Raw genomic sequence first — 12,696 nt, 5'->3', positions numbered from 1 at the left:
CGCTCTTTATCGTGACGCCAAAGAGATCACCAGTTTTTGTGGTTGATCCTGGAGGGTGATAACCAGTAATTGTTTACCATTATTTGCCCAATTCCCCCTGATCAACACTTCCGATGACTGGTTGCGCAATGGTAGCTCGTTTGTTACAAACGGCTCAACACCCACATTGACTTCCATCAGCGTACCATCGGGGTGTGTATAGGTCAGTTCCGTATCGGAGCTCCATGAAGCCCACTGCCCCATGCCAAGCGGTGTGACTTTTCCTGTACGTATTTCCATCACCTGAATTTCTCCTGCCTTATTGAAAGCAAGGAAGCGTCCATCTTGGGACCATTCAGGCTGGGAGCCTTCTACGAGCTTCCACTCTTGGAACGACACTGTACTGCTTACCCAGATTTCTTCAACACCATTTTTGGAGCGGGTAAAGGCAAGCGAATCATCATCTTTGGACCAGCTTGGTGAAGAATATTGAACTCCTTCTTCCTCTTTTAGTAATCGATTGCTACCCATACTGTAGGTAGTAGGGAGTTCCACAAGCCATATACGAGACACTTGTTCGTCCTGCTCAACGACAGCGATCTGATTTCCTCTATTTCCCCATGCCAGTGATGTGTACTTGCCTTTTGTTGGGGGCAGCTTGACAGTTTCAGCCTTCAAATCCTTCGTCATCGGAATCGTTTTCAGCTCTGTGCTGTTGGATATGTAAGCAAGCTGAGTGGCTTTCCTGTCAATATCAATCAGCTCCACCATCGTCTGTGAAGGCAACGCAAATACTTCATGCTCACGTATAGCAAGAGTGGTCTTGTTCCACCACACATACCCTCCTATTGCAAGGGCAAGAGTAACAGTCGCAATGCAACTCCAAACCAGCCTTCCCCATTTGTGTGGTGCGGCGCCCGGAGCCTTAGCTTGTTTGGCTTCGAGCTCTCTCATTTTCTGGAGCAATTGTTGCTTGAGGTCTGATTTTAGTTGGTAATTAACAGGAACCGATCCACGCATCTGCTTCAAATGGGTCAGGAGTTGGGTTACGGTCTGATCATCCGATTGATGATCCTGGGGGTGTTTCTCCTCTTCTCTCATTCGGAGTCCCCCCTCTCATACATCTTCTGAAGTTTTTGTAGTCCGCGATAAGAAATCATTTTAATACTCGATTCTGTTTTGCCGAGCACCTCAGCTACCTGACTGATTTTGAGGTCAGCAAAATACCGCAGCATCAACACGTCTCGCTGATCCTGGGATAACAAGTCCAAACGATCGCGAAGCAGACGAATCTCTTCATTCGTCAAAGCCTGCCGTTCTGGCTGCCACGTATCATCCGGTTCTGCACCTAAAAAATCTTCCTGGTCAACCGGCAGCTCCCTGTTTTTTCGCATAAAATCCACATATGTATTGTGAGCAATGCGAAAAATCCATGATGCGAACGGACTTGTTCTGCTATATTGCTCGAATTTTTCTAGTGCTTTTAAAAATACTACGGTGGTCAAATCATCAGCATCCCACGAACTTTGAACCCGGCATCGTAAATACCGGTTGACGCGATCAAAATATTCGTCGTACAGTTCCGTAAATGGACGAGATTCATAATAATCTCCAGATGATGGCCCCTGCGGTTGCTTCATAGCCATTCCCATTTGCGATATCCTCGGTTTCCTCCAGACTGAAGCATGTTCTCAGAATGGTCTTTCCCCACTACATTCTGAGACTACTCTAACTAAGTATTACGTATGACATAGGAAGAAAGTTTCTAAATCCGGCAAAAGTTTTTTGAATTATTTTCCTAATGCAGCATCTAATTCTAAGCGAATGTCTTCGACAGCTTCTATTCCGACCGATAATCGTACCAACCCCATTGTGATTCCCGTTTCTTTTCGCTGCTGTTCAGAAAAAGCCCGATGCGATGTCGTCACTGGATGGGATACGCTCGTTTCCACACCTGCAAGGGAAGGGGCGAGCTTGATCCAATGAAGGGCACGGTAAAAGTCATAAATCTTACTCTCATCAGCCAGGACAAAAGATACCATCGCCCCCTGTTTTTTCCGCGAAAAAAAGAAGGTATCTGTAGGACTTGGGTAATACACCTGTTCAATAGCGGGATGATCACGAAGAAATGCCGCTACCTTGCTCGCGTTCTCGCATTGACGCTCCATTCTTACTGCCAATGTTTTCAAGCCACGTGATGTCAACCATGCCTCAAACGGACTGAGCGATGCGCCATAGTTTGCTATGATCTCCGTGGCTCGCTTAATAGTTGGCTGTGCTCCAACCAGAACACCAGCAGTCACATCACTATGCCCACCTATATATTTTGTTCCACTATGTACCACTAAATCTGCTCCGTATGATATTGGTTGTACCAAATAAGGCGTGGCAAACGTATTATCCACCATGACGGTTAAGCCAAGACTCTTGGCTTCCTTGATCCAGTAAGGCATATCTACCACCGTCAGCAACGGATTCGTGATGGTCTCCAGGAAAAACAACTTGGTCGTTGGACGAACGTGATCTGCAAGCTTTGTCATCTGACCCAGCTGGATGCATTCGAGTTCAATCCCAAACCGCGACAGCTCGTTGTGCAGCAGGGCATACGTGCCACCATAAATTTCATGCGAGGCCAAAACGTGATCACCAGGGGCTAGAACGGCAAGTAAACCAGCCATGATCGCTCCCATACCAGACGCAGCACTTACGCCTGCTTCTGCTCCTTCTAATCGGGCGACTGCGTTAGCCAGCTCTGCTTGGTTCGGGTTACCATTTCGGGTGTACACATATTCACCTTCGCCGGCATAGAACTGTTCTACTTCTTCTAAGCCTTCGAAGGCAAAAACGGATGTCTGATAAATCGGCGTCGACTTACTCTGTACTCCCCGCAACGGGGCATGTCCAATATGTACCGTTTTGGTCTCAAATCGCTCTGCCACATCGATCACCCTTTTCTCCCATCATACCATGCTGGATAGGAAAGGAAACTAGCTGATTGGCAAAAGCCCGACTATTTGTGTTATAATTCGAAACCGAACCACCCAACAGTAAGAAACAAAGGAAGGTGCATAAGATGAAAAAATTCATGACGACTCTGTTCACATGTCTGACGGCAATCGCCTTGGTTACGGGTTGTTCTACAGGAAGCAATGAAGCAGCTCCTAATCAGCCGACTACGCCAGCAGAGAAACCAGCCTCCAAAGAGCCTGCTAACCCACCGGGTCCAACTGGTGAGAAGAAATACGACAAGGCTCCGGCTATGCAGATTGACAAAGCAAAAGACTATCAAGCGAAAATCTCCACTTCCATGGGAGACATTACGATTGATCTGTTGGAAAAAGATGCTCCAATCGCTGTAAATAACTTTGTTTTCCTCGCAAAGGACAAGTTCTATGATGGCATCACGTTCCACCGCGTCATCAAAAACTTCATGATTCAAACTGGCGATCCATTGGGCAGTGGCATGGGTGGTCCTGGTTACACGTTTGAAGACGAATTGAAATCCGGCCAGAAGTACGCGCCAGGCGTTGTGGCGATGGCAAATGCTGGTAAGAACACGAATGGTAGCCAATTCTTCATCGGTTCTGGACCAGACGTGACCGGCTTGGACAACTCGCCAAATTACACCATTTTCGGTAAAGTTACTGGTGGCATGGATGTCGTTACAAAAATCGCAGGAACTAAAGTAAAGACACACCCACAAACAGGTGAACCAAGCGTTCCTGAACAAAGCATCACAATCAAAAGCATTACAATTACAGAAAAATAAAGACAGCGTCAAGCTGTGTGAAAACGCCACTTTCTCATCGGGGAAGTGGCGTTTTTTTGTTTGGAGCACCCGCATGTGAAAACACTTTCATAAAACTGATTAATTTGTAAATAGTTCTATGGAACCAATTCCCTCTTGAACCATTCCGATAAGACCGATAGACTTGCAAAAGACCTGATTCGCTTCCGCAATCAATACGCAAAAGCGAAAAGGAGTGGTTTCCACCATGATTACACGAGAAGCGCCAACGCGCTTTTTCTTCTTTTTGAACAGTTTTGGCTTACTGTTGCTATGCCTATTTGTCACACCAACAAGTGCAATGGCACCACAACCAGTACAAATACTTCCTGTTCTCGGTAGTGCACCAATGCCATCGGAACAAGCATCGAAGAAGGAAACGAAACCTAGCAGCTCTGCTTCCACTGCAAAACGCGAATCTGTCCAGGTTAGTCGTGACAGTCAGCGCAAAGTGATTCGCAATGGAAAAGGAAAGATTTCTGAGAGGGATATGGAACTGCTCGCCCGGTTAGTGTATGCGGAAGGCCGGGGAGAACCGTATGAGGGACAGGTAGCGATTGCTGCCGTCGTATTGAATCGGGTTGCTTCAGATGAATTTCCAAATACGGTACGGGAGGTTATTTATGCTCCCAATGCATTTTCGCCTGTCCATGACGGCAATTTAACACATAAGTCCAATGCGAGTACGAGAAAAGCGGTCAAGGACGCAGTAAATGGAAAGGACCCAACTAATGGTTCTCTCTATTTCTTCAATCCTGATACGGCTACATCCAAGTGGATTTACTCACGACCTGTAACGCTTGAAATCGGCAACCATCGTTTTGCTCGTTAACGCGCTAAATACCTAAAAAGATTTAATAATACTTTATTTTTATTTTATTGATGTTTTACTTTTCCTTGCTATTTTGTAGGTGTAAGCACTTTTTCAACGCATTGAGAAAAAGGTCGATAATCTTCTTTGGATGACTTTTTAACGTAAGCATGTTTAGATCGATCGTTCAATCTGAGTATGCCTATGCTAATACCGTTTGATTGATTGACTGTTTTGGGTGAGAGCAAACCAGTCATAAAACAATCAGTCGTTCTTTTTCTCAATCGCCCCCAATAATTAGGCATTCCCAACTGGGAATGTCCCTTTTTTTATTGGGATCTTTTCTAAAAAACCTTTGATGAACAGATTATTCTCACTTTAGTGAAATGACTTCGCCTTTCCCTCGATAGTCTCTCCGTAACGAATATTTCGTTTATGATTCATCATCATTTCAAGCTCTCTTTTGGTGTCGGGATGTACAACGATCTTGTCTGTAAGGTCAGAAGGAGCGCCAGTCGCAAACCATTTCGATGATATATTTTTTAGGCATCGGCATTGCTTCCTTCGTAATCGGATTAATGACCCAATATTCCCAGTATAGCAAGTCATCAAGAAGCTTCTCCCCTTTCGTTTCCCCTAGTGGATTTCTGCATCCATCGCCTTTTCCCTTGTCTTTTGCTACAATATACCTGTATGGAAAGGGGGCAGTCCGTTGCGTTTGTACAGTCAGATGACACTCGCCGAGCTGCAGGAGGAAATGGAGCGCCTGCATGTCGAAGCGAAAGAAAAAAAGAAGCTTGGTGATCACTCACAGCTTGGCATCATTACGCAAAAGTACTTCATGGCGAAATCGTATTACATCGGAACAGATGAGTTCCGAATCGGCAGCAAATACAGTGTGCCAGATTACGATCAGCCCTTTACAATCGATTATTTCAACGGCGTCTTTGCTTGGGGACGTTTCCCTGATTCGGACGAACAAACTGGTTTTCCAGTAGGAATGCTGGAACTATGGTTTGATTAATGTAAAAAAGATCGGTACATGAATGATTGTGTACCGATCTTTTGGCTTTTTAGACCTCAGCTCAATGAGGTCTTTTTTTCACTCTAGCCATACCTTTGGCTGATCACCAAGCTTCCAAAACCAAATGCGTCCATCCACGGTTTTCGCCAACGTTACGTCCGTTCCTGCTGCAATCCCGACGACTCGTTCCATCACTTGGCTAGGGGTCGTACCTACTGTTTTCCCCCATATCCACAAAGTATTATCGCTTCGAATGGCTACTGAGTGTGATGCGCCGGTAGCGATCATCTTGGCGTCTTGAAAAATGGTCCCCCAAGTGGTTGCTTTGTCACCAAGTCCGTGCGTGCTGATCGGTCCGAAAATATTACCGCCCGTGCCTTGCACGTCACCGTTCTTTTTCAAAAGTACGGCATGTCCGGTATGCCCTTTGACTTGTACAACATCTTCGGCGACTTTCACGTAATCAGACGTGCTCTCCAGTCGGCCGTTCCCATACTGGCCTCTATGAGCAAGACCTTTTACAAACAAATGGCCCTGCTCGTTAATGTAATAGTCCGCTCCGTCCCCAATACTCGCGTACGCGACGCCTCCTGAAGCGATTTGAACACCTCCCTGATCCGGAGCAGCATATCTCCACAGGCTTCCGTCTTTTCTAATGACGAACAAGCCAGATTTACCTGCGGAGAAAAAAGCTGCGTCCCGCGTTATTTCCTTGGCATCCTGGACATCCTCCATCCACGACACGAGTGTACCCGAAGACAATAATGCATAGCTCACTTTATCGCTGACGCCAACTTGTACGGCATTGTCAAGCATGTACTTCGGTTTGTCGCTGCCAGTCCAGCCGTACACTTTTCCATCCTGAATGGCGAGATGGCGATCGTAATACGAGGCCAGCTCCCCTGATCGTCCAAGTGTGTCATATTGTGGAGCTGCCGCATTGTTTGGCGGCTTGACGTCGTTTGTTGACTGAGGTGCAGACGAGGCTGTTTGGAGGACGGGTATGGGGTCTTGAACCGTTCCGAATGCAAATAGGACAAAAATCAGCATGAACCCGGTTAACCCAACAGATAGACGTATCATCACTTTCATCCTCTCCATTTCGGGTAGAATCCACACAAGCTGCTTTCTTATGGATATACTAAAAAAAACGAAAGCGAGCCACTCACTCATGGACTGGATTACTATCATCCTCTTGATTCTACTGGCCCTCGGTGTCATTGGAAATAACGCAACCGTCTCCATAGCAGTGGCTATCCTTCTTTTAATGAGGCTCCTGTCACTGGACCGATTTTTCCCATTGCTCGAACAGCATGGGCTACAGCTCGGGATCATTGTACTGACGATCGGAATTATGACTCCGCTTGCTAGCGGCAAAATCAATCCGTCCTCTATCCTCGAAATTTTTACGAATTGGCAATCGATCCTTGCCGTCGCAGTCGGTATGTTTGTCGCTTATCTCGCTGGAAAAGGTACGGTCTTGATGACGCAAAACCCGTTGATCGTCACTGGCTTACTGCTCGGCACGATCGCTGGTGTCACTTTCTTCCGAGGCGTCGCGGTCGGTCCATTAATTGCAGCTGGCATCCTGGCCTTTATTTTGCAATTTCTACCAAAGTAAATCAGTCGTGAGTTTAACTCCAGCGTTCTTTCAGCTGGAGACCATAGACTAAAATTTGCTGAGGCGTTACCATACGGAAGCCTTGCTGTGCACGATAATCAATCGTGAGCGTGTCCGATCCGATATACGCAATGGTTTCCCGATCTATCAGAAACGTCAACGAACCGATGTGGTAGACCTCATCTTCCGGGCTCTGGGTATCCCACCATAGGGCATATTCTACATTCATCCCGCAGCCACCTACTAGCTCACCGTTGATCCGAATCGGTTTGTCTGTATTTGCTATGCGCTCTACTGCTTCTTTCGTTACTTTCACTATCATGTACTTGGTGCCACCCTTCGCATGATTTTCCAGAATGCTGGATGCATCATCTCTTTCATGATAGCATACAATGCTTGAAAGGCAGCAGAAAGGACGATCATCTATGAACATCTATGAACAAGACGGCATTTTTGTCGCAGAAACTGAGTTCCAATCGGAGCAAGTAGTCATTTTCGCGAACACGTGGGAGGAAGCCAAGGAAAAACTACTTGTTCGGCTTCTCGTACTTGAAATGATTGGTTGAATGAAAAGCGGGTCGCCAACCAGACCTGCTTTTTTCAATGCTGAAACCTGAAGGAGCTATTATGACATACATGACACCAGCCACAATCGACGAGCAACACCTAGTCGCTCAACTCAGACAAGCAACAACCAAAGCCAATCGCAACAACGTAACCCGCACCAAAGCATACCTCGACTTTTATCTCGAACACCCCGAGGTTCACTGGGCGTTACTGGCCCATCTCGTCTCGCGAAATGGCGGATGGAGCATGACAGACTTAAAAGGAGAATGGCTTCCGCTTATCATGGAGGAAGAAGCGATCCAGCCGTTTTTTTGGTTTTTGGAAAGAAGCAATTGGCTTATCTTTCACGATGCTTATCCGCAACTACTTCTCTATGCGGAGATGAAACGTACGGGGGCGGATTTAACAAAGCTTTTGGCCCCGCTTGGTGTCTCCATTTTTATGCAAACCTATTGGCAAGAGTTCCTGTCTTCCCAAGATAGCGCGCAAATTTCGCATGCACTCATCGTCAATGAACAGCAATACATCGAACAAAGGGTCGTACAGAAGCCATTTACGCTAAATCGTATCTTCTCTTCTTTCGCTTTCCTCGCCCAATCGGCTCTCTCGATGAATCAAGTGCTTATCCCGTACAAAGCGCATCCTACCGATCGCAGACTCAGCTTGGTCGGTCTGAATGTGCATCATTTCCCGGAAGTTGAGCAGCGCATTCAGATTGGAAAGACGTTGTATCAACTATTATTTGGGGATCGCTTTCGTTTTGAGAAAATCGTCTCCTACTGCTCTCGTATTCCGCATACGGGCTCACGGGCAGATTATTGGCCGCATCTATTCACATCGCAACCAAATCCGCTTGCTACAGGAGAGGAGTATCAGCTTCGATTAGATAGACATGAGCTGTTAGAAGGAAGACCCAAAATATACAGCCCAAGGCTTCAAGATGCTTGGACTGACTGTGGACACGATCCGGCAGATGGGGTAGATTGGTTTCGAGATGAAAAGTGGTACAAGGTCGTGACTGAACCTGCATCGCTGCCTTCCATCGACAGTAATGCTTATGTACGGTCCTTGCATTGGATCGAATACGGAGTCAAGCTCGCCACTTCCATCACGTAGCATGGAGAGGAGGTAGACCTTATGGATAAGTGGATGCAAGATATGGTGCTGAATCAAACGAACTTTTTGCTATCCTGTCAGCTGCCGAGCGGTACGTTTCGACTTGGCCCCAAGCGCGACCAAATTAATCCGTACTTCACCAATCTCGGAATCATCTCCCTTATCCGTATGAAGGAGGTCGACGCTGTTCGTGGTCATCTCGATTGGTATTTGCAGAATTTGAATGCGGACGGCTATATCAACGATTTTCGTCTGGAACAAGGGAAGGAAATCGACACAGGCACAAATGACAGCGAGGATAGCTATCATACTACTTATTTCAGCTTGCTTGCGGAATGGATACGGGCGACGGGTCGTATAGACTGGCTGCATACCAATCATGCTAAGCTGGTGTCTCTTCTCCAAGCTGTTGCCCGCCTTCAACAAAAGGACGGTCTGACCTGGGCAAAGCATTCGTATCGAGTAAAATACTTGATGGACAACTGTGAGGTCGCCAAAGGTCTGGCAGATGCTTCGTATCTATTTTCATTGCTAGGAAATGCGGATGCTTCCGAGGAAGCTGCTGCACGTGCCAAAGCCTGTGAAATTGGCATAAACGGGATGTACAGTCGGATTCGCAAATCGTATGCGATGTATGATCGTACGTATCCTGGATGGCGAAAATGGTATCCGGACGTCACTTCGCAAGCATTTCCGATCGTGTACAGCCTGACCGATGCCAGCACCGCATCATTACTCTACCAGAGAATCACGGGCGCTTTTCCTCATTTTGATACGTTTCAAACTGGCGATCTGTACCCTTGGATGACGATGGGTGTATGCGCACAGCTGATGGGTGATCAGACCCGGGTGAAGACGATGCTTGTGACCGCTACCGACTTGTACATACATGGACCGAGATATCCGTACTGGTTGATTCAAGATGCCGGGCGCTATATCGAGCTATTGCTTGATGAAGATTCATGAGGTTCAGCCAAGAGTTGCTTCACCCAACGATAGCAGCTGTCCAGTTGTTCGTCTGTCACCAGATCGGAACGATGCTCGAACATGATCTTCACCCGAGGGTTTTCCTTCCGCACAATCATCAGATAGTCCGCAATCGGAGCCCATCCGTCTTCCGGCTTGCATTCTGGAAGAACTGGATAGTGAAGACATTCAACCGTATCAGCGGTCGCCTTCATACTCTTCAAATGAATGCTCCACGCATATTTCCCATACTTGTTGATGACAGTACGGGCATCGAAAAACGGGTCGATTTTTTCTTGAAGGAACAGTCGGCCTGTATCGAGGCATAGCTTGATCGTTGGATATTTCTGAAGGATCTGTTCTAAAAATTCAGTCTCATATACATATCGGTTTAGTGCGTCGAATTCCAGGACGGGTGTAAAATGAAACTCCTTGCCTTTCTCAGCCAGCCACGCAAACAGCTGCTCACTACGCTGCTGAAACTCCGCTTCCGTGTAAGCATGTTCCCATACATACTCTCTCGGATCATAAAATCGCCATATTCGCCAGTCCACGCGATCATCCAAAATGACCGGCTTCGGATAGTGGAATAGGACGTAGGTTGGCTGTATCGATGCCATATATTTGAGTTCACGCTCAATTAACCCGAGTGCTTCTGCTCTTGTCTGATCGTCGGAAGCCATGAATAGCGCATCGCGCAGCACTGATTGACCTGCACGCAGTGGAAAATGAACGCCAATCACAAACCCTTTTGCTCTAGACTCCCGCTGCAATAGCTGGATGTCCTCTTCTGATTCAAGCAGGCATGCTTCGATTCCGTAAAAGCCCTCCTGAAAATCTCTTGCATATTTTTCCTGATCAAATTTTCCATATTGGCCAATCATGAAATTTTTCAATCGAGGGCACCACCTTATTCGCGAATCTGTCCTTTACACAACACCATCATACCACGATCTGGAAAAAGAAAACGCGGGAAATGCTTCCCGCGCTCTGCTTACTTTCTTTCTATTTTGGTACCCGCATCATGCGTCACGACGAGAAATGGCGTCAATTCCCCTTCCTCCCAGAAGAAAGGCAGGACAGAAATCGGCACCTGTCCTTTTGAAACAAAATCGTACGTGAGCCGCGCTAACAGATGAGCTCCGGCATCTCCTGCCATATCCGCCACAATCAGTACATCTTGATGCGGAATGGCGACACCGAGCGAGTCTCCCTGCTTCTGCTGATCCATTTCCGCAAGAAACGAATCGAGCAAAATTCGGCTAGCTGCATAACCATCTGTCGGGCTAATAAAATGGATGCGGTTGCCTCCAACCTCTTGCGTCTTCACCGAAAAGGGAAGCTTTCGCAGGTTTTCTATCGCGTATGTGTGAAGCTGCTCGCTTGTCCAGCCTGCTTCCTGCAGCATCCGATTCTCTATCAATGCATAGCCTTCCCCTTGATCGATTGCGTATAGCACGAACGTATCTGCCGTGTGCTCTTTCGCCACCCAACGATCCGGGTACTTGTTGATCATGGAGGCATGACGCAAAACAGGATAGACGTTATGCTCCTGCCCACTTACTCTTACTGCTCTATCCAACTCCCTTACCTCCATTCATTACCAAGGCGGACTGTCATCGTCCTCCGTTGGCGTACTCACAGGGGAATAGGCAACGTTTTGGCTGCGCTCTTCAATTTCCCGAACGATATCTGTCAATGCCTTAGGCTTTAAAAACTCAACAGGAGACATTCCTCGCTCAAACTGTAGCTGCTCGCCCTCCAGAAGCACCAAATAACGTCCGTTCACCTTCGCGATATGCATGCTGGTTCCGTAATCCGCTAAAAGTGTGCGAATTTGCATGTGGTCCAGCTTGAATTTCAACTCGACCTCCGGCTGACGATCCGTGATAATTTGCATCGCTTCCATCACGGTCTCATGCTCCCACTTCTCTGATAGCTCACGCTTCGGGCTTGCTGCAATGATTTCAATCGCTTCTTCCTCCCGCATCCGCTCTTCGGACTGTTCGGGATACGTATATTCGATGTGCTGTCTCGCCAGTGAAATAACTTCCTCAGACACGATCTGTGTCATCGTCTGTGGATACTCGATAAAACGCAGGAATTCCTCAAAATATCGCGCGTGGGAAAATTGATGAATTTTGACATGATACGGGTCATTCATTCCCGATTCAATCATGTACGGATACATCAAGGACTTCATATTTTTTGCATTGATCGCCATGCGAACGTTCGATATCAGGCTCTTCTCATCTGTGATGACAGCCGTTTTTTGTTCGAAATCGCATTTCAAAATAAAGATGTAGCGTTCGTCAATCAGCTCTAATCGCGTCCGAACGATAATCATGACGCCGCCTCTGACCTGAGAGGTTCGCAAATACGATTGGATCAGCTCCTGACACGGCTCCTTGCTCTCCCCTGACGTTTCCGCTACGAGTAGTCGATTCAAAAGGGCATAGTTAGGGTTAGAGTCTAGCGGATGTCCAGGCTCCAGCACAAACTGCCCCAGCTTTGTCGGCGTACCTTCTGTCTTCGGATTCAGCTCGACCTTTCTTTTGGCAATCCGGGCAAATTCTCCATCGAGAAAATCTCTCAACTCACTTCTCTGGTATTCATCATGGCTCAAATAGCGCGTCATCCGCACTTGTTTGATACCATCCTCTTCTTCAGGCTGTTCCATTAGATAAAAGGATAACCAGTCAATTGTAAAATTCATACCCTTCGCTCCTGTCTGCATGTAACGAACTGATTATAGCAAACCTGCTCAAAAAAAGGTCAGGTTTTTCAAATCATGATAAGATGGAAGGAGAAGGGGAGAATCAGAC

Annotated in this window: 16 protein-coding genes; 7 read left to right on the top strand and 9 right to left on the bottom strand. The window is 47.0% G+C overall.

From position 1 onward, the window contains the following. Positions 1-6: 6 nt before the first annotated feature. From AB1L17_RS01800 to AB1L17_RS01790, 3 genes are all read right to left on the bottom strand, one after another. Complete coding sequence (locus tag AB1L17_RS01800) at positions 7-1,080, bottom strand: TolB family protein (RefSeq protein WP_412842968.1); 1,074 nt, start codon at positions 1,078-1,080, stop codon at positions 7-9. After that, on the bottom strand, positions 1,077-1,631 hold the full coding sequence (locus tag AB1L17_RS01795; protein ID WP_412842969.1) for an RNA polymerase sigma factor: 555 nt from the start codon (positions 1,629-1,631) through the stop codon (positions 1,077-1,079). Before AB1L17_RS01795 ends, AB1L17_RS01800 begins: the two co-directional genes overlap by 4 nt. A 138-nt stretch (positions 1,632-1,769) precedes the next feature. Continuing rightward, the gene (locus tag AB1L17_RS01790) at positions 1,770-2,927 is read right to left on the bottom strand and encodes a trans-sulfuration enzyme family protein (RefSeq protein WP_412842970.1); all 1,158 of its coding nucleotides are present in this window, start codon (positions 2,925-2,927) and stop codon (positions 1,770-1,772) included. A 125-nt stretch (positions 2,928-3,052) separates the two neighbouring features. On the opposite strand from AB1L17_RS01790, the gene AB1L17_RS01785 reads away from it, so the two are divergent. Together AB1L17_RS01785 and AB1L17_RS01780 are read left to right on the top strand one after the other, a co-directional pair. Then, positions 3,053-3,748, top strand: a complete 696-nt coding sequence (locus tag AB1L17_RS01785) for a peptidylprolyl isomerase (RefSeq protein WP_412842971.1) — start codon at positions 3,053-3,055, stop codon at positions 3,746-3,748. Positions 3,749-3,974: 226 nt separating this feature from the next. Beyond that, a complete protein-coding gene (locus AB1L17_RS01780) occupies positions 3,975-4,598 on the top strand; it encodes a cell wall hydrolase (protein WP_412842972.1) in 624 nt (207 codons plus the stop codon). A 478-nt stretch (positions 4,599-5,076) separates the two neighbouring features. Here AB1L17_RS01780 and AB1L17_RS01775 read toward each other — a convergent pair whose 3' ends face one another. Then, on the bottom strand, positions 5,077-5,133 hold the full coding sequence (locus AB1L17_RS01775) for a hypothetical protein (RefSeq protein ID WP_412848859.1): 57 nt from the start codon (positions 5,131-5,133) through the stop codon (positions 5,077-5,079). Positions 5,134-5,289: 156 nt separating this feature from the next. On the opposite strand from AB1L17_RS01775, the gene AB1L17_RS01770 reads away from it, so the two are divergent. Then, the gene (locus tag AB1L17_RS01770; protein WP_412842974.1) at positions 5,290-5,601 is read left to right on the top strand and encodes a YfhH family protein; all 312 of its coding nucleotides are present in this window, start codon (positions 5,290-5,292) and stop codon (positions 5,599-5,601) included. A gap of 78 nt (positions 5,602-5,679) precedes the next feature. Here AB1L17_RS01770 and AB1L17_RS01765 read toward each other — a convergent pair whose 3' ends face one another. Next, the gene (locus AB1L17_RS01765; RefSeq protein WP_412842975.1) at positions 5,680-6,684 is read right to left on the bottom strand and encodes an RCC1 domain-containing protein; all 1,005 of its coding nucleotides are present in this window, start codon (positions 6,682-6,684) and stop codon (positions 5,680-5,682) included. A gap of 88 nt (positions 6,685-6,772) precedes the next feature. On the opposite strand from AB1L17_RS01765, the gene AB1L17_RS01760 reads away from it, so the two are divergent. Continuing rightward, positions 6,773-7,222 carry a DUF441 domain-containing protein gene (locus AB1L17_RS01760; protein WP_412842976.1) on the top strand — a complete coding sequence of 150 codons (450 nt, stop codon included), beginning with the start codon at positions 6,773-6,775 and terminating at the stop codon, positions 7,220-7,222. 13 nt (positions 7,223-7,235) lie between these two features. On the opposite strand, the gene AB1L17_RS01755 is transcribed toward AB1L17_RS01760, so the two are convergent. Further along, the gene (locus AB1L17_RS01755; RefSeq protein WP_412842977.1) at positions 7,236-7,544 is read right to left on the bottom strand and encodes an iron-sulfur cluster biosynthesis family protein; all 309 of its coding nucleotides are present in this window, start codon (positions 7,542-7,544) and stop codon (positions 7,236-7,238) included. 103 nt (positions 7,545-7,647) lie between these two features. Between AB1L17_RS01755 and AB1L17_RS01750 the strand changes: the two genes are divergently transcribed. From AB1L17_RS01750 to AB1L17_RS01740, 3 genes are all read left to right on the top strand, one after another. Further along, positions 7,648-7,788 (top strand): hypothetical protein, encoded by a 141-nt coding sequence (locus AB1L17_RS01750; RefSeq protein ID WP_167402490.1) that lies wholly within the window; start codon positions 7,648-7,650, stop codon positions 7,786-7,788. A 61-nt stretch (positions 7,789-7,849) separates the two neighbouring features. After that, complete coding sequence (locus AB1L17_RS01745; RefSeq protein ID WP_412842978.1) at positions 7,850-8,905, top strand: DUF2515 family protein; 1,056 nt, start codon at positions 7,850-7,852, stop codon at positions 8,903-8,905. Between the two features lie 21 nt (positions 8,906-8,926). Next, positions 8,927-9,871 (top strand): hypothetical protein, encoded by a 945-nt coding sequence (locus AB1L17_RS01740; protein ID WP_412842979.1) that lies wholly within the window; start codon positions 8,927-8,929, stop codon positions 9,869-9,871. Here AB1L17_RS01740 and AB1L17_RS01735 read toward each other — a convergent pair. The 3 genes from AB1L17_RS01735 to AB1L17_RS01725 all read right to left on the bottom strand — a co-directional run bounded on the left by AB1L17_RS01735 (position 9,838) and on the right by AB1L17_RS01725 (position 12,587). Beyond that, positions 9,838-10,767 (bottom strand): IolE/MocC family protein, encoded by a 930-nt coding sequence (locus tag AB1L17_RS01735; RefSeq protein WP_412842980.1) that lies wholly within the window; start codon positions 10,765-10,767, stop codon positions 9,838-9,840. The genes AB1L17_RS01740 and AB1L17_RS01735 overlap by 34 nt on opposite strands. A 98-nt stretch (positions 10,768-10,865) precedes the next feature. Then, on the bottom strand, positions 10,866-11,453 hold the full coding sequence (locus tag AB1L17_RS01730; RefSeq protein WP_412842981.1) for a DUF1444 family protein: 588 nt from the start codon (positions 11,451-11,453) through the stop codon (positions 10,866-10,868). Between the two features lie 18 nt (positions 11,454-11,471). Further along, on the bottom strand, positions 11,472-12,587 hold the full coding sequence (locus AB1L17_RS01725; RefSeq protein ID WP_412842982.1) for a DUF3900 domain-containing protein: 1,116 nt from the start codon (positions 12,585-12,587) through the stop codon (positions 11,472-11,474). Between the last annotated feature and the right edge of the window lie 109 nt (positions 12,588-12,696).

Origin of the sequence: Brevibacillus jepli (genome assembly GCF_047229145.1) — a bacterium.
Taxonomy (GTDB): Bacteria; Bacillota; Bacilli; order Brevibacillales; family Brevibacillaceae; genus Brevibacillus.
This window is presented reverse-complemented; position numbering and strand designations above follow the sequence as displayed.

What these genes read in the sequence shown, in the direction of transcription:
- AB1L17_RS01780 (WP_412842972.1), top strand. Translation starts at nt 3,975, where the DNA reads ATGATTACACGAGAAGCGCCAACGCGCTTTTTCTTCTTTTTGAACAGT.
- AB1L17_RS01800 (WP_412842968.1), bottom strand. Translation starts at nt 1,080, where the DNA reads ATGAGAGAAGAGGAGAAACACCCCCAGGATCATCAATCGGATGATCAG.
- AB1L17_RS01755 (WP_412842977.1), bottom strand. Translation starts at nt 7,544, where the DNA reads ATGATAGTGAAAGTAACGAAAGAAGCAGTAGAGCGCATAGCAAATACA.
- AB1L17_RS01740 (WP_412842979.1), top strand. Translation starts at nt 8,927, where the DNA reads ATGGATAAGTGGATGCAAGATATGGTGCTGAATCAAACGAACTTTTTG.
- AB1L17_RS01760 (WP_412842976.1), top strand. Translation starts at nt 6,773, where the DNA reads ATGGACTGGATTACTATCATCCTCTTGATTCTACTGGCCCTCGGTGTC.
- AB1L17_RS01785 (WP_412842971.1), top strand. Translation starts at nt 3,053, where the DNA reads ATGAAAAAATTCATGACGACTCTGTTCACATGTCTGACGGCAATCGCC.
- AB1L17_RS01725 (WP_412842982.1), bottom strand. Translation starts at nt 12,587, where the DNA reads ATGAATTTTACAATTGACTGGTTATCCTTTTATCTAATGGAACAGCCT.
- AB1L17_RS01745 (WP_412842978.1), top strand. Translation starts at nt 7,850, where the DNA reads ATGACATACATGACACCAGCCACAATCGACGAGCAACACCTAGTCGCT.
- AB1L17_RS01765 (WP_412842975.1), bottom strand. Translation starts at nt 6,684, where the DNA reads ATGATACGTCTATCTGTTGGGTTAACCGGGTTCATGCTGATTTTTGTC.
- AB1L17_RS01750 (WP_167402490.1), top strand. Translation starts at nt 7,648, where the DNA reads ATGAACATCTATGAACAAGACGGCATTTTTGTCGCAGAAACTGAGTTC.
- AB1L17_RS01795 (WP_412842969.1), bottom strand. Translation starts at nt 1,631, where the DNA reads ATGGGAATGGCTATGAAGCAACCGCAGGGGCCATCATCTGGAGATTAT.